General features: G+C 60.1%; 21 protein-coding genes. 20 read left to right on the top strand and 1 reads right to left on the bottom strand.

What is annotated here, in order from left to right; all coding sequences use genetic code 11:
* The 20 genes from cysE to M2394_RS23110 all read left to right on the top strand — a co-directional run bounded on the left by cysE (position 1) and on the right by M2394_RS23110 (position 18,011).
* Positions 1–783 carry a serine O-acetyltransferase gene (cysE, locus tag M2394_RS23205; protein WP_178921617.1) on the top strand — a complete coding sequence of 261 codons (783 nt, stop codon included), beginning with the start codon at positions 1–3 and terminating at the stop codon, positions 781–783.
* A gap of 254 nt (positions 784–1,037) precedes the next feature.
* Positions 1,038–1,529, top strand: coding sequence for a Fe-S cluster assembly transcriptional regulator IscR (iscR, locus tag M2394_RS23200; protein WP_003194020.1), 492 nt, complete (start codon positions 1,038–1,040; stop codon positions 1,527–1,529).
* 50 nt (positions 1,530–1,579) lie between these two features.
* Positions 1,580–2,794: an IscS subfamily cysteine desulfurase gene (locus tag M2394_RS23195; protein ID WP_176997020.1), complete on the top strand. Its 1,215-nt coding sequence runs from the start codon at positions 1,580–1,582 to the stop codon at positions 2,792–2,794.
* Between the two features lie 99 nt (positions 2,795–2,893).
* Entirely contained in the window at positions 2,894–3,280 is a 387-nt protein-coding gene (gene iscU, locus M2394_RS23190) for a Fe-S cluster assembly scaffold IscU (protein ID WP_010207899.1), read from the top strand.
* A gap of 29 nt (positions 3,281–3,309) precedes the next feature.
* A complete protein-coding gene (gene iscA, locus M2394_RS23185; RefSeq protein ID WP_003175963.1) occupies positions 3,310–3,633 on the top strand; it encodes an iron-sulfur cluster assembly protein IscA in 324 nt (107 codons plus the stop codon).
* Positions 3,634–3,641: 8 nt separating this feature from the next.
* A complete protein-coding gene (gene hscB / locus M2394_RS23180) occupies positions 3,642–4,163 on the top strand; it encodes a co-chaperone HscB (protein WP_178921619.1) in 522 nt (173 codons plus the stop codon).
* Positions 4,164–4,216: 53 nt separating this feature from the next.
* Positions 4,217–6,079 carry a Fe-S protein assembly chaperone HscA gene (hscA, locus tag M2394_RS23175; RefSeq protein WP_259174701.1) on the top strand — a complete coding sequence of 621 codons (1,863 nt, stop codon included), beginning with the start codon at positions 4,217–4,219 and terminating at the stop codon, positions 6,077–6,079.
* Positions 6,080–6,082: 3 nt separating this feature from the next.
* Complete coding sequence (fdx, locus tag M2394_RS23170) at positions 6,083–6,424, top strand: ISC system 2Fe-2S type ferredoxin (RefSeq protein ID WP_017736823.1); 342 nt, start codon at positions 6,083–6,085, stop codon at positions 6,422–6,424.
* Positions 6,425–6,438: 14 nt separating this feature from the next.
* Positions 6,439–6,639 carry a Fe-S cluster assembly protein IscX gene (iscX, locus tag M2394_RS23165; protein ID WP_123715338.1) on the top strand — a complete coding sequence of 67 codons (201 nt, stop codon included), beginning with the start codon at positions 6,439–6,441 and terminating at the stop codon, positions 6,637–6,639.
* A gap of 91 nt (positions 6,640–6,730) precedes the next feature.
* A complete protein-coding gene (ndk, locus tag M2394_RS23160; RefSeq protein WP_060754319.1) occupies positions 6,731–7,156 on the top strand; it encodes a nucleoside-diphosphate kinase in 426 nt (141 codons plus the stop codon).
* Positions 7,157–7,185: 29 nt separating this feature from the next.
* Positions 7,186–8,334 (top strand): 23S rRNA (adenine(2503)-C(2))-methyltransferase RlmN, encoded by a 1,149-nt coding sequence (gene rlmN / locus M2394_RS23155; protein ID WP_178921624.1) that lies wholly within the window; start codon positions 7,186–7,188, stop codon positions 8,332–8,334.
* Positions 8,335–8,346: 12 nt separating this feature from the next.
* Entirely contained in the window at positions 8,347–9,105 is a 759-nt protein-coding gene (pilW, locus tag M2394_RS23150; protein ID WP_178921625.1) for a type IV pilus biogenesis/stability protein PilW, read from the top strand.
* Complete coding sequence (locus M2394_RS23145) at positions 9,105–10,112, top strand: RodZ family helix-turn-helix domain-containing protein (protein WP_178921628.1); 1,008 nt, start codon at positions 9,105–9,107, stop codon at positions 10,110–10,112. Before pilW ends, M2394_RS23145 begins: the two co-directional genes overlap by 1 nt.
* 2 nt (positions 10,113–10,114) lie before the next feature.
* Positions 10,115–11,224 (top strand): flavodoxin-dependent (E)-4-hydroxy-3-methylbut-2-enyl-diphosphate synthase, encoded by a 1,110-nt coding sequence (ispG, locus tag M2394_RS23140; RefSeq protein WP_025859271.1) that lies wholly within the window; start codon positions 10,115–10,117, stop codon positions 11,222–11,224.
* Positions 11,225–11,247: 23 nt separating this feature from the next.
* Positions 11,248–12,537, top strand: coding sequence for a histidine--tRNA ligase (gene hisS / locus M2394_RS23135; RefSeq protein ID WP_178921629.1), 1,290 nt, complete (start codon positions 11,248–11,250; stop codon positions 12,535–12,537).
* Positions 12,538–12,578: 41 nt separating this feature from the next.
* Positions 12,579–13,220: a YfgM family protein gene (locus tag M2394_RS23130; protein WP_176997026.1), complete on the top strand. Its 642-nt coding sequence runs from the start codon at positions 12,579–12,581 to the stop codon at positions 13,218–13,220.
* Complete coding sequence (bamB, locus tag M2394_RS23125; RefSeq protein WP_176997027.1) at positions 13,213–14,364, top strand: outer membrane protein assembly factor BamB; 1,152 nt, start codon at positions 13,213–13,215, stop codon at positions 14,362–14,364. The genes M2394_RS23130 and bamB overlap by 8 nt, the downstream gene beginning before the upstream one ends.
* Before the next feature lie 134 nt (positions 14,365–14,498).
* Positions 14,499–15,968, top strand: coding sequence for a ribosome biogenesis GTPase Der (der, locus tag M2394_RS23120; RefSeq protein ID WP_178921631.1), 1,470 nt, complete (start codon positions 14,499–14,501; stop codon positions 15,966–15,968).
* Between the two features lie 115 nt (positions 15,969–16,083).
* Positions 16,084–17,232 (top strand): pyridoxal phosphate-dependent aminotransferase, encoded by a 1,149-nt coding sequence (locus tag M2394_RS23115; protein WP_259174696.1) that lies wholly within the window; start codon positions 16,084–16,086, stop codon positions 17,230–17,232.
* The gene (locus M2394_RS23110) at positions 17,220–18,011 is read left to right on the top strand and encodes an amidohydrolase (RefSeq protein WP_178921634.1); all 792 of its coding nucleotides are present in this window, start codon (positions 17,220–17,222) and stop codon (positions 18,009–18,011) included. The genes M2394_RS23115 and M2394_RS23110 overlap by 13 nt, the downstream gene beginning before the upstream one ends.
* A 175-nt stretch (positions 18,012–18,186) precedes the next feature.
* Here the strand turns inward: M2394_RS23110 and leuA are convergent, their stop codons facing one another.
* Positions 18,187–19,866: a 2-isopropylmalate synthase gene (gene leuA / locus M2394_RS23105; protein ID WP_178921636.1), complete on the bottom strand. Its 1,680-nt coding sequence runs from the start codon at positions 19,864–19,866 to the stop codon at positions 18,187–18,189.
* Between the last annotated feature and the right edge of the window lie 338 nt (positions 19,867–20,204).

The raw sequence follows: 20,204 nt of genomic DNA, 5'->3' as shown, positions 1-20,204 counted from the left end.
ATGTTCGAGCGTTTGCGAGAAGATATCCAGAGTGTTTTCCACCGTGACCCGGCGGCGCGCAACGCCTTTGAAGTGCTGACCTGCTACCCCGGCATGCATGCGATCTGGATTCACCGCTTGTCCGGCGCCCTGTGGGGCATGGGCTGGAAATGGCTGGCGCGGCTGGTGTCGAATTTCGGGCGTTGGCTGACCGGGATCGAGATTCACCCGGGTGCCAAGGTGGGCCGCCGCTTCTTTATCGACCATGGCATGGGCATCGTGATTGGCGAAACGGCCGAGATCGGCGATGACGTGACCCTTTATCAGGGCGTGACTCTGGGCGGCACCAGCTGGAACAAAGGCAAGCGCCACCCGACGCTGGGTGATGGCGTGGTGGTGGGGGCGGGCGCCAAGGTGCTCGGTCCTTTCACGGTTGGCGCGGGGGCGAAGGTTGGCTCCAATGCGGTGGTGACCAAGGCTGTGCCACCGGGCGCTACCGTTGTCGGCATCCCGGGTCGCATCATCGTCAAGCCTGAAGTGGGCGATGAGCAGGAAGCCAAGCGCAAGGCCATGGCCGAGAAGATCGGCTTTGATGCCTATGGCGTCAGTGAGGACATGCCCGACCCTGTGGCGCGCGCCATTGGCCAGTTGCTCGATCATCTGCAGGCTGTGGATGGCAAGCTGGACGGCATGTGTGGTGCGTTGAAGGACTTGGGTAGCCCCTACTGTGCGAAAGATCTGCCTGAGTTGCGCGAGGAAGACTTTGCCGAGATCAAGGCCGAAACCAACCAGCAGGCCAGCTGAAATACTCCCTTGTAGGAGCCCGGCTTGCCGGCGATGGCGTCCTCAGGGTCGCAATCGCCTGCAAGCCAGGCTCCTACAAGGCGTACGCTTTATCGGCCACATGATGTTGAATGTGCCATTACCCCTCGCACCCTGCTATGATTCGCGCGCCCTTTTTACGGGTAATCCTGACTAAAGTACTAGGTCTTATAGTTGACTTAAATACTCGGGAATCGCATACTTGCTCCCATTCTGAAACACCTTGGTACTTGTCCATGAGACTGACTACAAAAGGCCGATACGCGGTGACCGCCATGCTTGACCTGGCCTTGCACGCGCAAACTGGGCCGGTGTCCCTGGCCGATATCTCCGAGCGCCAAGGCATTTCCCTGTCCTATCTCGAGCAACTGTTCGCCAAATTGCGCCGCAGCAACCTGGTCTCCAGTGTGCGTGGGCCAGGTGGCGGCTATCAGTTGTCCCGCGACATGCAGGGTATCCAGGTAGCGCAGGTGATCGATGCGGTCAACGAATCCGTCGATGCCACCAAATGCCAGGGTTTGGGTGATTGCCACGCCGGTGACACCTGCCTGACGCACCACCTGTGGTGTGACTTGAGCCTGCAGATCCATGAGTTTTTGAGTGGTATCAGCTTGGCTGATCTTGTAACTCGCCGTGAGGTGCAAGAAGTAGCCCAGCGTCAGGACCAGCGCCGTTGCAACACCAAGGCGCCGCGTCTGGACAAGATTGAAGCGTCCGCCGTCGAGTGACAGCCGAAGAGCTAACGGCACGCCAGCCAGCCTGATTTAGGAGAAAGTCCATGAAATTGCCGATTTACCTTGATTACTCTGCGACCACCCCGGTTGATCCGCGTGTCGCGCAAAAGATGAGCGAATGCCTGCTGGTTGACGGAAACTTCGGCAACCCGGCCTCCCGTTCCCACGTATTCGGCTGGAAAGCCGAGGAAGCGGTCGAGAACGCTCGTCGCCAAGTCGCCGACCTGGTCAACGCCGATCCGCGCGAAATCGTCTGGACTTCCGGTGCTACCGAGTCCGACAACCTGGCAATCAAGGGCGCGGCGCATTTCTACGCGACCAAAGGCAAGCACCTGATCACCACCAAGATTGAGCACAAGGCTGTCCTGGACACCATGCGCCAACTGGAGCGTGAAGGTTTCGAGGTCACCTACCTTGAGCCAACCACCGACGGTATCGTCACCCCGGCCATGATCGAAGCGGCCCTGCGTGAAGACACCATCTTGGTTTCCGTGATCCACGTGAACAACGAAATCGGCACCATCAACGATATCGCGGCCATCGGCGAGCTGACCCGCTCCAAGGGTGTGCTGCTGCACGTCGACGCTGCCCAGTCCACCGGCAAGGTCGATATCGACCTGTCGAAACTGAAAGTCGACTTGATGTCGTTCTCTGCCCACAAGACCTATGGCCCTAAAGGCATCGGCGCCCTGTACGTGAGCCGCAAGCCACGTGTGCGCATCGAAGCCACCATGCACGGCGGCGGTCACGAGCGCGGCATGCGTTCGGGCACCCTGGCGACCCACCAGATCGTTGGCATGGGCGAAGCCTTCCGCGTAGCCAAGGAAGACATGGCTGCCGAAAACATCCGTATCAAAGCCCTGAGCGACCGCTTCTACAAGCAGGTCGAAGGCCTCGAAGAGCTGTACATCAACGGCAGCATGACCGCCCGTGTACCGCACAACCTGAATTTGAGCTTCAACTACGTCGAAGGCGAGTCGCTGATCATGGCGCTCAAGGACCTGGCGGTTTCGTCCGGTTCGGCCTGCACCTCGGCGTCCCTTGAGCCTTCGTACGTGCTGCGCGCCCTGGGCCGCAACGACGAACTGGCACACAGCTCGATCCGCTTTACGTTCGGCCGTTTCACCACCGAAGAGCAAGTCGACTACGCCGCGCAGAAAGTCTGCGAAGCCGTCAACAAGCTGCGCGTTCTGTCGCCGCTGTGGGACATGTACAAAGACGGTGTCGATATTTCCAAGATCGAGTGGGCGGCACACTAACTATAGAAGCCGCCACCCCAGCTCTGTAGGAACGTGGCGGAAAACGCAGGCGTTTCTACAGGGTTCCAGAGCGGCCCTGATGAGTGAGGATTCAGTACCATGGCTTACAGCGAAAAGGTCATCGACCACTACGAAAACCCGCGTAACGTCGGCAAGATGGACGCGGAAGACCCAGATGTCGGCACCGGCATGGTCGGCGCTCCGGCGTGCGGCGACGTCATGCGCCTGCAGATCAAGGTCAATGACAACGGCGTTATCGAAGACGCCAAGTTCAAGACTTACGGCTGCGGTTCTGCCATCGCCTCCAGCTCCCTGGCGACCGAATGGATGAAAGGCAAGACCCTGGATGAGGCTGTCACTATCAGCAACACCCAGCTGGCCGAAGAACTGGCCCTGCCGCCAGTGAAAATCCACTGCTCGGTACTCGCAGAAGACGCCATCAAGGCGGCCGTGCGCGACTACAAGCAGAAGAAAGGCTTGATCTAAGCAATTTGGCGACGAGTAAGGAGTCAACGATGGCTATCAGCATGACAGAAGCGGCTGCGCAGCACATTCGCCGCTCCCTGAATGGGCGCGGTAAAGGTGAGGGGATTCGTCTGGGTGTTCGCACCACGGGCTGTTCCGGCCTTGCCTACGTGCTGGAGTTTGTCGACGAGGTGGTTGCGGAAGACCAGGTGTTCGAAAGTCACGGCGAAAAAGTGATCATCGACCCTAAAAGCCTGACCTACCTGGACGGCACCGAACTCGATTTCGTCAAGGAAGGGTTGAACGAAGGCTTCAAGTTCAACAACCCCAACGTGCGCGGTGAATGTGGCTGCGGCGAAAGCTTCAACATCTGAGGCTATTCGTGGGTACTCCTTGTCATTTCGCTTTATTCGAGCTGCAGCCGAGCTTTCGCCTGGACCTCGATCAGCTTGCTGCGCGCTACCGAGAGCTGGCGCGTGGCGTGCATCCAGATCGCTTTGCTGACGCCTCCGAGCGTGAGCAGCGCGTGGCGCTGGAGAAATCAGCCAGTCTCAACGAAGCCTATCAGACGCTGAAAAACCCGCCCAAGCGTGCGCGCTATCTGCTCGCCATGAACGGTGGGGAGTTGCCGTTGGAAGTCACGGTGCACGACCCGGACTTCCTGATGCAGCAGATGCAGTGGCGCGAAGAGCTCGAAGACTTGCAGGACGAAGCCGATCTGGCGGGTGTCGCGGTCTTCAAGCGTCGTCTGAAAACGGCCCAGGATGCGCTCAACGAAAGCTTCGCAGCCTGTTGGGATGATGCGGCGCAACGCGAGCAGGCCGAACGCCTGATGCGGCGCATGCAGTTCCTCGACAAGCTCACCTACGAAGTGCGCCAGCTAGAAGAGCGCCTCGACGATTAACCCCGTGTGCTGCCCGTGATGCACGCCTGATAGACAGATAAGACCTGATTACCATGGCCCTACTGCAAATCGCCGAACCCGGCCAAAGCCCTCAACCGCACCAGCGTCGCCTGGCGGTCGGGATTGACCTGGGCACCACCAATTCCCTGGTTGCTGCCCTGCGCAGCGGCCTGTCCGAGCCGTTGCCTGACGCGGATGGCCAGGTGATCCTGCCGTCTGCCGTGCGCTACCACGCTGATCGCACCGAAGTCGGTGAGTCGGCCAAGCTGGCGGCGTCTACCGACCCTCTGAATACCGTGCTGTCGGTCAAGCGCTTGATGGGTCGTGGTCTGTCCGACGTCAAGCAACTGGGCGACCAGCTGCCGTACCGTTTTGTCGGTGGCGAATCCCATATGCCGTTCATCGACACCGTCCAGGGCCCGAAAAGCCCGGTGGAAGTGTCGGCCGATATCCTCAAGGTGCTGCGCCAGCGCGCGGAAAGCACGTTGGGCGGCGAACTGGTCGGCGCGGTGATCACTGTGCCTGCTTACTTCGATGACGCCCAGCGCCAAGCCACCAAGGACGCGGCAAAACTCGCCGGCCTGAACGTGTTGCGCCTGCTCAACGAGCCGACTGCTGCAGCCGTGGCTTATGGCCTGGACCAGCACGCGGAAGGCCTGGTTGCCATTTATGACCTGGGCGGCGGCACCTTTGATATTTCGATCCTGCGCCTGACCGGCGGTGTCTTCGAAGTGCTTGCTACCGGTGGCGACAGTGCCTTGGGCGGCGATGACTTCGACCATGCCATCGCAGGCTGGATCATCAGCAGCGCCGGCTTGTCGGCCGACCTGGACCCGGGCGCGCAGCGCAACTTGCTGCAAACTGCCTGCGCCGCCAAGGAAGCACTGACGGATGCTGCAACGGTTGAAGTGTCCTACGGCACCTGGTCGGCCCAGCTCACTCGTGAAGCCTTCGATACGTTGATCGAGCCGATGGTTGCCCGCAGCCTTAAAGCCTGCCGCCGCGCCGTGCGCGATTCTGGTATCGAGCTGGAAGACGTCGGTGCCGTGGTCATGGTCGGTGGCTCTACCCGCGTGCCGCGCGTGCGTGAAGCGGTTGCTGAAGCCTTCGGTCGCCAGCCGCTGACGGAAATCGACCCGGATCAAGTCGTGGCCATTGGTGCAGCGATCCAGGCCGATACCCTGGCTGGCAACAAGCGCGATGGTGGCGAACTGCTGCTGCTCGATGTGATTCCGTTGTCCTTGGGTCTGGAAACCATGGGCGGTCTGATGGAGAAGGTGATTCCGCGCAACACCACCATCCCCGTCGCCCGTGCCCAGGACTTCACCACCTACAAAGATGGCCAGACGGCCATGATGATTCATGTGCTGCAAGGCGAGCGCGAGCTGATCAGCGACTGCCGCTCCCTGGCACGCTTTGAATTGCGCGGTATCCCGGCCATGGTCGCGGGCGCAGCAAAGATTCGCGTGACCTTCCAGGTCGACGCCGACGGCCTGCTGAATGTGGCTGCGCGCGAGCTGGGCTCGGGTGTTGAAGCCAGTATCCAGGTCAAGCCGTCCTACGGCCTCACCGACGGTGAAATCGCCAAGATGCTCAAGGATTCGTTCCAGTACGCCGGTGACGACAAGGTCGCCCGCGTGCTGCGTGAGCAGCAAGTCGACGCCCAGCGCCTGCTTGAGGCTGTGCAGGGCGCCCTTGAGGTCGACGGCGAGCGTCTGCTGGATGCCGAAGAGCGCCTGGTCATCGACCTGCAGATGCAGGAGCTGGCCGAACTGATGAAGGGCACCGATGGTTATGCCATCGAGCAACAGACCAAGCGCCTGTCGCAAGTGACCGATGCCTTTGCCGCCCGTCGTATGGACCAGACGGTAAAAGCCGCCCTGGCGGGACGCAACCTGAATGAAATCGAGGAATAATTAATGCCGCAGGTCATTTTTCTGCCACACGCCGAGCATTGCCCGGACGGTATGGTCGTGGAGGCTGAGACCGGCAAGTCCATCCTCGAAGTTGCCCATGACAACCACATCGAGATCGAGAGTGCCTGCGGCGGTGTCTGCGCCTGCACCACTTGTCACTGCATCATCCGCGAGGGTTTCAATACGCTGGAAGAGGCCGACGAGCTGGAGGAGGACTTTCTTGACCGCGCATGGGGCCTGGAAGCCCATTCGCGCCTAAGCTGTCAGGCAAAGGTCGGAACGGAAGACATTACCGTCGAAATCCCGAAATATTCCCTCAACCATGCCGCCGAAGCGCCGCATTGATTCAAGGAAATGTCATGAGCCTGAAATGGGTTGATGTACAAGAAATCGCCATTCTGTTGGCGGATGGTCATCCGGACCTGGACCCTTATTCGCTGAACTTTGTTGCTTTGCGTGACATGGTCATGGCATTGCCAGGGTTCGAAGATGAGCGTGATCGCGGCGGTGAGAAGGTCCTGGAAGCTATCCAGACTGCCTGGAAAGAAGAACAGGACTGACGCCTCCTTTACGCAGTTAGGCAATACCCAATAACCCGCGTATAATTCGCGGGTTTAATTTTTCGTAAATTACCGTTTCTGGAGTTACACCATGGCTGTTCAACGTACTTTCTCCATCATCAAGCCTGACGCTGTTGCAAAAAACGTCATCGGCGAGATCACCACTCGTTTCGAAAAAGCCGGCCTGAAGGTTGTAGCTTCGAAACTCAAGCAACTGTCCAAAGCTGAAGCTGAAGGCTTCTACGCTGAGCACAGCGCTCGTGGTTTCTTCGGCGACCTGGTTGCCTTCATGATCTCCGGTCCTGTTGTTGTTCAGGTTCTGGAAGGCGAAAACGCTATCGCTCTGAACCGTGAGCTGATGGGCGCTACCAACCCTAAAGAAGCGGCTGCCGGCACCATCCGTGCTGACTTCGCCGAGTCCATCGACGCCAACGCTGTTCACGGTTCGGACTCCGAAGCCGCTGCTGCCCGCGAAATCGCTTACTTTTTCGCTGCTACTGAAGTAACCGCTCGCTAAGCATCGGCTTAAAGAGTGAGGGTGAATCCATGACTACATCGACTGTTAAAACCAACCTGCTGGGTCTGACTCAGCCGGAAATGGAGAAATTCTTCGACTCAATCGGGGAGAAGCGTTTCCGTGCCGGTCAGGTAATGAAGTGGATTCACCACTTTGGCGTCGACGATTTCGACGCCATGACGAACGTCAGCAAGGCCCTGCGCGACAAGCTCAAGGCCATTGCCGAGGTCCGTGGTCCCGAAGTGGTCAGCGAGGACATCTCCAGCGACGGCACCCGTAAGTGGGTGGTGCGCGTGGCGTCCGGCAGCTGCGTCGAGACCGTCTACATTCCCCAGGGCAAGCGCGGCACCTTGTGCGTTTCGTCCCAGGCAGGCTGTGCCCTGGACTGCAGTTTCTGCTCCACCGGCAAGCAAGGCTTCAACAGCAACCTCACCGCCGCCGAAGTCATCGGCCAAGTGTGGATTGCCAACAAATCCTTTGGCAGCGTCCCGGCGACCGTCGACCGTGCCATCACCAACGTGGTGATGATGGGCATGGGTGAGCCGCTGCTGAACTTCGACAACGTCATTTCGGCCATGCACCTGATGATGGACGACCTGGGCTACGGCATCTCCAAGCGCCGTGTAACCCTGTCGACCTCCGGAGTGGTACCGATGATCGATGAGCTGGCCAAGCACATCGACGTCTCCCTGGCGCTGTCGCTGCACGCACCCAATGACGCATTGCGTAACCAATTGGTGCCGATCAACAAGAAGTATCCGCTTAAGATGCTGCTCGAATCTTGCCAGCGCTACATGGCGACCTTGGGCGAAAAGCGTGTGTTGACCATTGAGTACACCCTGCTCAAGGACATCAACGACAAGGTCGAGCACGCGATCGAGATGATCGAGTTGCTCAAGGATACCCCGTGCAAGATCAACCTGATTCCGTTTAACCCGTTTCCCCATTCTGGTTACGAGCGGCCGAGCAACAACGCCATCCGCCGTTTCCAGGATCAACTGCACCAGGCTGGCTACAACGTCACCGTCCGCACCACCCGTGGTGAAGACATCGACGCCGCCTGTGGCCAATTGGTAGGGCAGGTGATGGACCGCACCCGCCGCAGCGAACGTTATATCGCCGGACGCGAACAGAACGCCGCCGACGATTTGCCGCTGATCGCTGTGAATCGAATCTGAGAGAGGATCTCTATGCCCTTGCGCCTTGCGCTGCTTTTGCTTGTTACCGGTCTTGCGGCCGGTTGTGTTTCATCGGGCCATGACAGCCCTTTGCAAACCGGTAAAGGCCGTGACGAGGCGCGAGTTGCCTATGTGCAACTGGGTTTGGGTTACCTGCAGCAAGGCATGAGCGAACAGGCCAAGGTGCCGTTGAAGAAGGCTCTTGAGCTCGACAGCGACGATGCCGACGCCAATGCGGCCCTGGCCCTGGTGTTCCAGGCCCAGGCCGAGCCTGAACTGGCCGATCAGTATTTCCAGAAGGCCTTGGCCACCCGTCCCGCCGATGCGCGGCTGCTGAACAACTACGGCAGCTTCCTCTTCGCGCACAAGCGGTATGACCAGGCCGCCCGTTATTTCCAGCAAGCCGCTGCCGATACCCTCTATCCTGAGCGTTCGCGGGTGTTCGAGAACCTTGGGGTGACCTCGATGCGCCTCGGCCAGCGCGACAGCGCCCGTCAGCATCTGGAAAAAGCCCTGCACTTGAACAGTCGCCAGCCACGTGCGTTGCTCGAAATGGCTGAGATGTCTTACGAAGACAGGCATTATGTGCCGGCACGTGACTATTACGAGCGTTTTAGCCTGCTCAGCGGGCAAAATGCACGTAGTCTATTGCTCGGTGTGCGCCTGGCGACGGTTCATGAAGAACGCGACACGGCCGCACGTTTTGGCCAGCAACTCGAACGACTCTATCCCGGTACGCCGGAATATCAGCAATACCTGTCGGAGCAATGATGAAAGCGGCGCACCCGGAAGTTGTAGCAGCTAATCGCGTAAACCCAGGCGAGACCTTGCGTCAGGCCCGCGAAAGCAATGGCTGGTCGCTGGCAGAAGTGGCCCTCAAGCTCAATTTGACCAGTACATCCCTGGCCAACCTGGAAGCCGGCGCGTTCGACAAGCTGCCTGGGCATACCTTTGCCCGCGGCTATATCCGCGCTTACGCCAAGTTGCTGGGCATTGACCAGGCCGTTCTGGTCCAGGAATTCGACCAGTTCACCGGTACGGACTCTCAGGGCAGCAATGTGCATGGCCTGGGCCGTATCGAAGAGCCGGTGCGGGTTTCCCACACTATTTTGCGCATCGTCAGCCTGTTGTTGCTGATCGCCGTGATCGGCGGCGGCTTCGTCTGGTGGCAAGACCAGACGTCCCAGCGCAACAAGGACCTGACCAGCAACGCCATGGAGCACGTCGAAGTCGAAAGCGCCGACGGCACCACCCAGATTCATCCGCTGGACGAGCCGGAAGACCAGGCCGTCGCCGAGAGCCAGGCTGCGCCTGAAGCACCTGCTGCCACCGAGCAGCCAGCGCCTGAAACCGCACCCGCCGCCACCGCTGCCGTGCCCGCTCCGGCAACACCGGCTGCACCGGCCCATACCCCGGCGGCTCCCGTTGCCCAGGCCCATACGCCTGCCGCGCCGGTTCAAGCGCCAGCGACCCCTGCGCCAGCCACACCGGCTGCGCCAGCGATTTCACCACCCACCACCCCTGCATTGATCGCGGGCGACGGGCGTATCCAGATTACCTTCATCGCTGACTGCTGGACGCAAGTCACCGATGGCAATGGCAAAGTGCTGTTTAGCGGTCTGAAGCGTAAGGGAGATACTCTTGACCAGGGCGGCAAGCCTCCTTTGACGCTGCGTCTGGGCTTTGCCCGTGGCGCGCAAGTGGCCTACAACGGCCAGCCTGTGGACGTAGCGCCGTTCACCAGTGGCGAGACCGCTCGCCTGAAGTTGGGACAATAGTCATGCACGGCGAATCTCCAATCAAACGTCGCGTATCGCGCAAGATCTGGGTCGGCTCGGTGCCGGTGGGTGGCGACGCCCCCATCGCGGTACAGAGCATGACCAACAGCGACACCAATGATGTGGCTGCCACCGTTGCCCAGATCAACCGTCTGGAAGCGGCTGGCGTGGACATCGTGCGCGTCTCCGTGCCGGACATGGACGCTGCCGAAGCCTTTGGTCGCATCAAGCAACTGGTCAAGGTGCCACTGGTTGCCGACATCCACTTCGACTACAAGATCGCGTTGCGTGTAGCCGAACTGGGCGTTGATTGCCTGCGGATCAACCCGGGCAACATCGGTCGTGAAGACCGCGTGCGTGCCGTGGTGGACGCCGCCCGTGATCGCGGGATTCCGATTCGCATCGGCGTGAACGCCGGTTCCCTGGAAAAAGACCTGCAGAAAAAATACGGTGAGCCGACACCGGCTGCGCTGGTTGAATCGGCGTTGCGCCACGTCGAGCACCTTGAACGCCTGAATTTCCAGGACTTCAAGGTCAGCGTAAAGGCCTCCGACGTGTTCATGGCGGTGGAAGCCTACCGCCTGCTGGCCAAGGAAATCGTGCAGCCCCTGCACCTGGGTATCACTGAAGCAGGCGGTTTGCGCTCAGGCACAGTGAAATCTGCGGTGGGTCTCGGTATGCTGCTCGCCGAAGGGATTGGCGATACCATCCGCATCTCCCTGGCGGCAGACCCGGTAGAGGAAGTGAAAGTCGGTTACGACATTCTCAAGTCCCTGCATTTGCGTTCCCGTGGCATCAACTTCATTGCCTGCCCGAGCTGCTCGCGGCAGAACTTCGACGTGGTGAAAACCATGAACGAACTGGAAGGGCGCCTCGAGGACCTGCTGGTGCCGCTGGATGTTGCGGTCATTGGATGCGTGGTCAACGGCCCGGGTGAAGCCAAAGAGGCACACATCGGGTTGACCGGCGGTACGCCGAACCTGATCTACATCGACGGCAAGCCGTCGCAGAAGCTGACGAATGACAATCTGGTGGATGAGCTCGAAAGACTGATCCGCGAGAAAGCGGCCGAGAAGGTCGCGGCTGACGCAGCGCTGATCGCGCGCGGCTGATTGAACGAATTTAAGGATTTGATGTGAGCAAGTCTCTGCAAGCCATTCGTGGCATGAACGACATCCTGCCGGAGCAGACGCCGCTGTGGCGTTACTTCGAAGGCACCGTCGCGCGCCTGCTGGATAACTACGGTTACAAGCAGATCCGCATGCCGATCGTGGAATTCACCGAGCTGTTCAAGCGCTCCATCGGTGAAGTGACCGACATCGTCGAAAAAGAGATGTACACCTTTGAAGACCGCAACGGCGACTCCCTGACCCTGCGTCCGGAAGGCACCGCGGCGTGTGTGCGTGCTGTGCTTGAGCATGGCCTCACCGGTGCTGGCCAGCCGCAGAAACTGTGGTACATCGGCCCGATGTTCCGTCACGAACGTCCACAGAAAGGCCGTTATCGCCAGTTTCACCAGATCGGCCTGGAAGTGTTCAACATCGAAGGCCCGGACATCGACGCCGAGCTGATCGTGCTGACCTGGCGCCTGTGGGGCCTGTTGGGCATCCGTGACGCGGTCAAGCTTGAACTCAACAGCCTGGGCACCAGCGAATCCCGTGGCCGCTATAAAGTAGCCTTGGTCGAGTACCTGTCGGCCCACCTGGACAAATTGGACGAAGACAGCCAGCGCCGTCTGAAAACCAACCCGTTGCGCGTGCTGGATACCAAGAACGCTGACACCCAGGCTGTGCTGGTCAATGCGCCGAAAATGGCCGATTACCTGGACGACGAGTCCCGTATCCACTTCGAGGGCCTCAAGGCTCGTTTGGAGGCGGCCGGTATTCCGTTCGTGATCAACACCAAGCTGGTGCGTGGCCTCGACTACTACAGCAAGACCGTATTCGAGTGGGTCACCGACAAACTCGGCGCCCAGGGCACCGTATGTGCCGGTGGTCGTTACGACGGCCTGGTCGAGCAGATGGGCGGCAAGCCGACCACAGGCGTTGGCTTCGCCATGGGTATCGAGCGGCTTATCCTGCTGCTGGAAACCCTGGAGAAGGTCCCGGAAGAGATCTCCCGTCAGGTGGACGTGTACCTGTGCGCCTTTGGCGAGGCTGCCGAACTGGCAGCCCTGGCCTTGAGCGAAAAAGTGCGCGACCAGTTGCCTAACCTGCGCCTGCAGATCAATGCCGGCGCCGGCAGCTTCAAGAGCCAGTTCAAGAAGGCCGACAAGAGCGGTGCGCTGTATGCGCTGATCCTGGGCGATGACGAACTGGCCCAGCAAGTGATAGGTTTCAAACCCCTGCGTGGCCAGGGCGAGCAACAGAACATTGCCTTTGATGCGCTCGCCGCGCACTTGGCCACCTGCGTCGTGCAGGGTTGAAGCTGTCGAACAGCCGAATTTAGCGATTAAGGAGTATTGGGGTGTCGAGTACTGATGATGAGCAACTGGCCGAGCTGAAGGACTGGTGGCAGCGTAACGGCAAGCCCCTGGTGACTGGCGGCCTGCTGGCTTTAGTGGTGGTGTTCGGCTGGCAAGCCTGGCACAAGTATCAGGCCAACCAGTCCCAAGGCGCCTCGATCCTCTATCAGCAATTGCTGGAAACCACGCTGACGCCGGACGGCAAGCCTGATCCTGCGCAGGTGGCGGACCTGGCCGGCAAGCTGAAAAGCGAATTCGGCGGTAGCACCTACGCCCAATACGGCAGCCTGTTCGTCGCGAAGGTCGCGGTCGACACCGGCAAGCTGGATGACGCTGCGGCTGAGCTGAAGGCCATCGCCGACAAGCCGACCAACCCGACCCTGGGTGAAATCGCACGTCAGCGCCTGGCTCAGGTATTGGCAGCACAGAACAAGGCTGACGAAGCACTCAAACTGCTCGACGGCGATGCTGACAAGGCATTTGTAGCCACTCGTGAAGAGCTCAAGGGCGACCTGCTGGTCCAACTGGGTCGTAACGACGAAGCCAATGCTGCGTACAAAAAAGCCAAGGCGGCGCTGTCTGATGAAGCGGCGGTCGGTGGCTTACAAATCAAGCTGGACGACTTGGCCAAAGGGGATGCGTGACGTGATCCGTTGGAAACATGCAGCATTGCTGGCTCTGGCCGTTTTGGCCGCGGGTTGCAGCAGCAACAGCAAAAAAGAACTGCCTCCTGCCGAGCTGACCAGCTTCAAGGAAGAAGTGATCCTGCAAAAGCAGTGGAGCCGCTCGGTGGGTGATGGTCAGGGTGACCTCTACAACCTGCTGCAGCCCGCGATCGATGGCGACAACATTGTCGCCACTGACTCCACTGGCGTGATCATCTCCATGGATCGCATGAACGGCGACGTGAAGTGGAAAAAAGACCTCGAACTGCCGGTTTCCGGTGGTGTGGGCGTCGGCTACGGCCTGGTGCTGGTGGGCACGCTCAAGGGTGATGTGATTGCCCTGGACTCCAGCAGCGGTGAAGAAAAATGGCGCGCTCGCGTGACCAGCGAAGTACTGGCTGCACCGGCTACGAACGGCGACGTCGTGGTGGTGCAAACCCAGGATGACCGCGTGATCGGCCTGGATGCCGCTACCGGCAACCAGCGCTGGTTGTACGACAGCACCCCTGCGGTCCTGACGTTGCGCGGCACCAGTGGTCCGATTGTGACCAATAATCTGGCCGTTGCAGGCCTGTCGACCGGTAAAGTGGTCGCCCTGGATACCCAGAACGGTGTGCCGGCCTGGGAAACCCGCGTGGCAATCCCTCAAGGTCGTTCCGAACTGGACCGCGTAGTGGACATCGACGGCGGCCTGCTGCTGTCGGGTGAAACCATCTACGTCGCGACTTACCAAGGCCGCGTGGCTGCGCTGGACCTGCAGAGCGGCCGCATCAACTGGCAGCGTGATGCTTCCAGCTATGCCGGTGTCGCCCAAGGGTTTGGCAGCGTCTATGTGAGCCTGGCGTCGGGCACCGTTGAAAGTGTCGACGAGCGTTCCACCACTGCGTTGTGGAGCAATGACTCCCTGGCTCGCCGTCAACTGTCGGCACCGGAAGTCTTCTCCAGCTACGTTGCCGTGGGCGACTTCGAAGGCTACCTGCACCTGCTGAGCCAGGTGGACGGTCGCTTTGTCGGTCGCGAGCGTATCGACAGCGACGGCCTGCGCGCTCGTCCGCTGGTCGTGGGTAACATGCTTTATGTGTTTGGCAACAGCGGCAAGCTGGAAGCGCTGACCATCAAGTAAGAACTATGCTTGGGGTAACACCCAGGCGGCCCCGCTTCGGCGGGGCATGCGGCATCTGACGATGCTGCCCCGAGCACCAGCCGCTGCCTTGCAGCGGCTTTTGTATTTTCTGAAATAACGAAGTGGAGAGCCGCATGGTTCCCGTAATCGCCCTGGTGGGCCGACCTAACGTCGGCAAGTCCACCTTGTTCAACCGCCTGACCAGGACTCGTGACGCCATCGTTGGCGACTTGTCCGGTCTGACCCGTGATCGCCAATACGGTGAGGCAAAGTGGCAAGGGCGCTCCTACATTATTGTCGACACCGGTGGTATCTCCGGTGACGAGCATGGCATGGACGAAAAGATGGCCGAGCAGTCGCTGCTGGCCATTGAAGAAGCCGATGTCGTGTTGTTCCTGGTGGACGCCCGTGCGGGCTACACCGCTGCCGACCAGATGATTGGCGAGCACCTGCGCAAGCGCAACAAGCGTTCCTACGTGGTCGCCAACAAGATCGACAACATTGATCCTGAACTGGCCCGCGCCGAATTCAGCCCGATGGGCCTGGGTGATGCGATCCCGATCGCCGGTGCCCACGGTCGCGGCATTACGCAGATGCTGGAAATTGCCCTGAGCAGTTTCCCGAAGGATGACGTCGAGGAAGAAGAGGGTGAAGAAGAGATCGTTGCCGAAGGTGAGGAAGCCAAGCGCATTCCTGGCCCGAGCGAAAAAGACGGTATCAAGATCGCCATCATCGGCCGCCCCAACGTCGGCAAGTCCACGCTGGTCAACCGCATGCTCGGTGAAGACCGGGTTATCGTGTACGACCAACCTGGCACCACCCGCGACAGTATCTACATCCCGTTCGAGCGTAACGACGAGAAGTACACGCTGATCGACACCGCCGGTGTGCGCAAGCGCGGCAAGATCCACGAGGAAGTTGAAAAGTTCTCCGTGGTGAAAACCCTGCAAGCGATCAAAGACGCCAACGTGGTGATCTTTGTGATGGACGCCCGCGAAGGCGTGGTGGATCACGATCTCAACCTGCTGGGCTTTGCTCTTGAAGCCGGTCGGGCGCTGGTGATCGCGATCAACAAGTGGGACGGCATGACGCCAAGCGAGCGCGATTTCGTGAAGATCGAGCTGCAACGCCGGCTGTTCTTCGTCGAGTTCGCCGATATCCACTTCATTTCGGCCCTGCACGGCACCGGCGTGGGCAACCTCTACGCGTCCGTCCAGAACTCGTTCAAGTCCGCGGTCACCCGCTGGCCGACCAACCGCCTCACCCAGATCCTGGAAGACGCGGTGGGCGAGCACGCGCCGCCGATGGTCAACAACCGTCGGATCAAGCTGCGTTACGCCCACTTGGGAGGTGCCAACCCGCCGATTATCGTGATCCACGGTAACCAGATCGAGAAGGTGCCAAAGTCCTACGTGCGTTACCTGGAAAACACCTACCGTCGTGTCTTGAAGCTGGTCGGTACACCGATCCGCATCGAGTTCAAAGGCGGTGACAACCCGTACGAAGGCAACAAGAACACGCTGACTGACCGCCAGGTGAACAAGAAGCGTCGTTTGATGACTCACCACAAGAAGGCCGACAAGAAGCGCCGCGACAAGCGCTGATTCCGACCTCGCAAAAAGGGCTCTTGATGAGCCCTTTTTTGTGCGCGAAGGTTTGTGCCTTGACCCCGTGCGGCCGGCAGCTTAAAACTTGGGGTTCACCTGCAGGGGCCTTTCGATGATCACCAGCAAGCTGCCGAATGTCGGCACGACCATCTTCACCACCATGTCGCAACTGGCCGCCGAAACCGGCGCGCTCAACCTGTCCCAGGGCTTCCCTGACTTCAATGGCCCCCAGGGTTTGCTCGATGCAGTGGGCAGGCATATCGCCCTCGGCCACAACCAGTATGCCCCCATGACCGGCCTGCCCGTACTGCGTCAGCAGGTGGCTGCCAAAATCTCCCGTAGCTATGGCGCCACGGTCAATGCCGACAGTGAAGTGACTATCACCCCGGGCGCGACCGAGGCGATCTTCTGCGCGATCCAGGCGGTGATTCGCAACGGTGATGAAGTCATCGTGTTCGACCCCAGCTACGACAGCTATGAACCCTCGGTCGAGCTGGCCGGTGGGCGCTGTGTGCACGTGCAACTGAGCCTTGATGGCTTCGCGCTGGACTTCGAGAAGATCAAGGCGGCGCTGTCACCGCGCACGCGCATGATCATTCTCAACTCGCCGCACAACCCGACCGGCGCGCTGATCAGCCGTGGCGAGCTGGACCAATTGGCCGACTTGATTCGTGACCGCGATATCTACCTGGTCAGCGATGAAGTCTACGAACACCTGGTCTTTGATGGCGTGCCCCACGTCAGCGTGCTGGCCCATGAAGAGCTGTACCAGCGGGCGTTCGTGGTCAGCTCCTTCGGCAAGACCTACCACGTCACGGGTTGGAAAACCGGCTATGTAGTCGCCCCGCCGGCCCTCACGGCCGAGCTGCGCAAGGTGCACCAATACGTCAACTTCTGCGGGGTGACCCCGCTGCAGTATGCGTTGGCCGATTTCATGGCCGAACACCCGGAACACGTCGAGGAACTGCCGGCGTTCTACCAGGCCAAGCGCGACCTGTTCTGCGACTTGCTGGCGCCATCGCGGTTCAGCTTCACCCGGGTGACCGGCACCTATTTCCAATTGGTGGATTACTCACAGATTCGCCCGGACTTGGATGACGTCGCCATGTCCTTGTGGATGACCCGCGAGCACGGCGTGGCGACCATCCCGGTCTCGGTGTTCTATCAGGACCCGCCCCAAGGCCAGCGCCTGGTGCGCCTGTGCTTTGCCAAACGCGAGGAGACGCTGCAGCAGGCAGCGGAAAAACTATGCGTGATCTGAATGCATTGCCCGACCTGAACATCGCCCTGATTCAGACCACCCTGGCCTGGCACGACCGTCAGGCCAACCTCGAACATTTCGAGGGGCTGTTGGAGCAGGCCAGAGGCGCTGACCTGATCGTGTTGCCGGAGATGTTCACCACCGGTTTCTCCATGGCCTCGGCAACCCTTGCCGAGCCGGAGCGCGGCCCGACCCACCATTGGCTCCAGGCCCAGGCTGCCAAGTACAACGCGGTGATCACCGGTAGCGTGATCATCCAGGCCGCCGACGGCAGCCACCGCAACCGCCTGTTGTGGGCCCGGCCGGATGGTGAGGTGCTGCATTACGACAAACGTCACCTCTTTCGTATGGCCGGCGAGCACGATCACTACACGCCGGGTGAGCGCCAGGTGCAGTTCGAGTTGAAGGGCTGGCGCATTCGCCCGCTGATTTGCTACGACCTGCGCTTCCCGGTGTGGAGCCGCGACGCTCACGACACCGACCTGCTGCTGTACACCGCCAACTGGCCCGGTGCACGGCGCCAACATTGGAATCGACTGTTGCCGGCACGCGCCATCGAGAACCTGTGCTACGTGGCGGCGGTGAACCGGGTCGGTACCGACGGCAAGGGCTTTGCCTACACCGGCGACAGCCAGGTGCTGGATTTCCAGGGGGAGACGCTGCTGAGTGCGGGGGAGGCGGACGGGGTGTTTCAGGTGAGCCTGAATGCGGCGGAGTTGGCGGCGTATCGCACTAAATTCCCGGCGAACCTGGATGCTGATACTTTCCAGTTTGTCTGACAGACCGTTTTCGCGAGCAAGCCCGCTCCCACATTGAACTGCATTCCTACAGGAAAAACGCGGTCGAATGTGGGAGCGGGCATGCTCGCGAAGAGGTCAGAACCCTCACCACACCTCTCAAATAAAAAAGGCCCCTGGATTCACACCCAGGGGCCTTTCGCATTTCAGCAGCTGATTACGCCGCCTTGGCTTCCTGCTGGCTCAACGAGCGGTTCAGCGCGCTGAACAACGCCTTGAAGCTGGCAGTAGTGATGTTTTCATCAATGCCCACACCATGCACCGGGCGCTCGCCGTTCACGCGCAGTTCGATGTAGGCCGCGGCCTTGGCATTGGTGCCCGCACCGATAGCGTGTTCGTTGTAGTCCATGATCTCCACGCCAATCGGCAAGCCAGCCACCAGCGCTTCCAGGGCGCCGTTGCCTTTGCCTTTCCAGTGCAGGTTGGTTTCGCCCTGGCCTTTGCCCGAGACTTCGACCTCGACAAAGCTATTGCCGTTTTCTTCCTGCAGGCGGTGGCTGACCAGCGCGTACGGGGTGTTGGCTTGCAGGTATTCACGCTGCAGCAAGGCGTAGATCTGCGGCGCCGTCATTTCCAGGCCCACGCGGTCGGTTTCGGCCTGTACCACCTGGCTGAACTCGATCTGCATGCGGCGTGGCAAGCTGATGTCGTATTCCTGCTCCAGCAGGTAGGCGATGCCGCCCTTGCCCGACTGGCTGTTCACACGGATCACCGCTTCGTAGCTGCGGCCGATGTCGGCTGGGTCGATCGGCAAGTACGGCACTTCCCACAGCGCGCCGTCCTTCTGCTGGGCGAAGCCCTTGCGGATTGCGTCCTGGTGGGATCCGGAGAAGGCGGTGTGGACCAGGTCGCCGACATACGGGTGACGAGGGTGCACCTGGATCTGGTTGCACTCTTCAACGACTTTGCGCACGCCGTCGATGTCGGAGAAGTCCAGCTGCGGATCCAGGCCCTGGGTGTACATGTTCAATGCCACGGTGACGAGGTCGACGTTGCCGGTGCGCTCGCCGTTGCCGAACAGGCAGCCTTCGACACGGTCGGCGCCGGCCATCAGGCCCAGCTCGGTGGCGGCCACGCCGGTGCCACGGTCGTTGTGGGTGTGCAGGCTGATGATCACGCTGTCACGGCGGTTGATATGGCGACCGAACCATTCGATCTGGTCGGCATAGATGTTCGGCGTGGCGCATTCAACGGTGGCTGGCAGGTTGAGGATCACCTTGTGCTCAGGCGTCGGGTTCCACACCTCGATGACCGCGTCGCACACTTCTTTGGCGAACTCCAGTTCAGTGGCGCTGAAGGTTTCCGGCGAGTACTGGAACGTCCACTGGGTTTCCGGCTGTTGGGCGGCGTATTTGACGAACAGCTTGGCCGCGTTGACCGCGATCGCCTTGACGCCGTCCTTGTCCTGGTTGAACACAATGCGACGGAAGGAGGGCGACGTGGCGTTGTACAGGTGAACGATGGCTTTTTTCGCGCCGCGCAACGACTCGAAGGTACGTGCGATCAGGTCTTCGCGGGCCTGGGTCAGCACCTGGATGGTGGTGTCGTCCGGGATGTGGCCTTCTTCGATCAGGGTACGCACGAAGTCAAAGTCGGTTTGCGAGGCGGACGGGAACGACGCTTCGATTTCCTTCACGCCCACGGCCACCAGGGTTTTCCAGAAGCGCAGCTTTTTCGCCGCGTCCATCGGTTCGATCAGCGACTGGTTGCCATCACGCAGGTCGGAACTGCACCAGATCGGCGCCTCAGTGATGGTTTTCGACGGCCAGGTGCGGTCTGGAATATCGATGGTCGGGAACGCGCGGTACTTCGAAGACGGGTCTTTGAGCATGCTCATCGGGGAATCCTTTGTAGTAGGGGCCGAGAAAAGGCGGCCTGCCGAGTAACTATTGTTTGGGGTAAAACGTGGGGCGAGGCAGATCGATTCAGCCTGGCAGTCGTGCGCTGACGAGGCACAGGCTGCGGTGCTGGCGGAGCTGAATGAGGGTGTGAGAGGTTTTCATAAGCCCAACCCTAACCGCCGAGGTGAAAGATGGCAAGCAGTCGAGAAAAATTGAGATAAGTTCTGCTATCTGCGTGTTATGCGAGATTTTATTGCTGTTTTTTCTGATGGGTTATGTTTTGTTTGCGCTGCATTTATTGGCCGCGCAATAGGGCGACTGATCTGGCGCCATC

This window comes from Pseudomonas sp. BIGb0164, assembly GCF_024810135.1.
Taxonomy (GTDB): Bacteria; Pseudomonadota; Gammaproteobacteria; order Pseudomonadales; family Pseudomonadaceae; genus Aquipseudomonas.
This window is presented reverse-complemented; position numbering and strand designations above follow the sequence as displayed.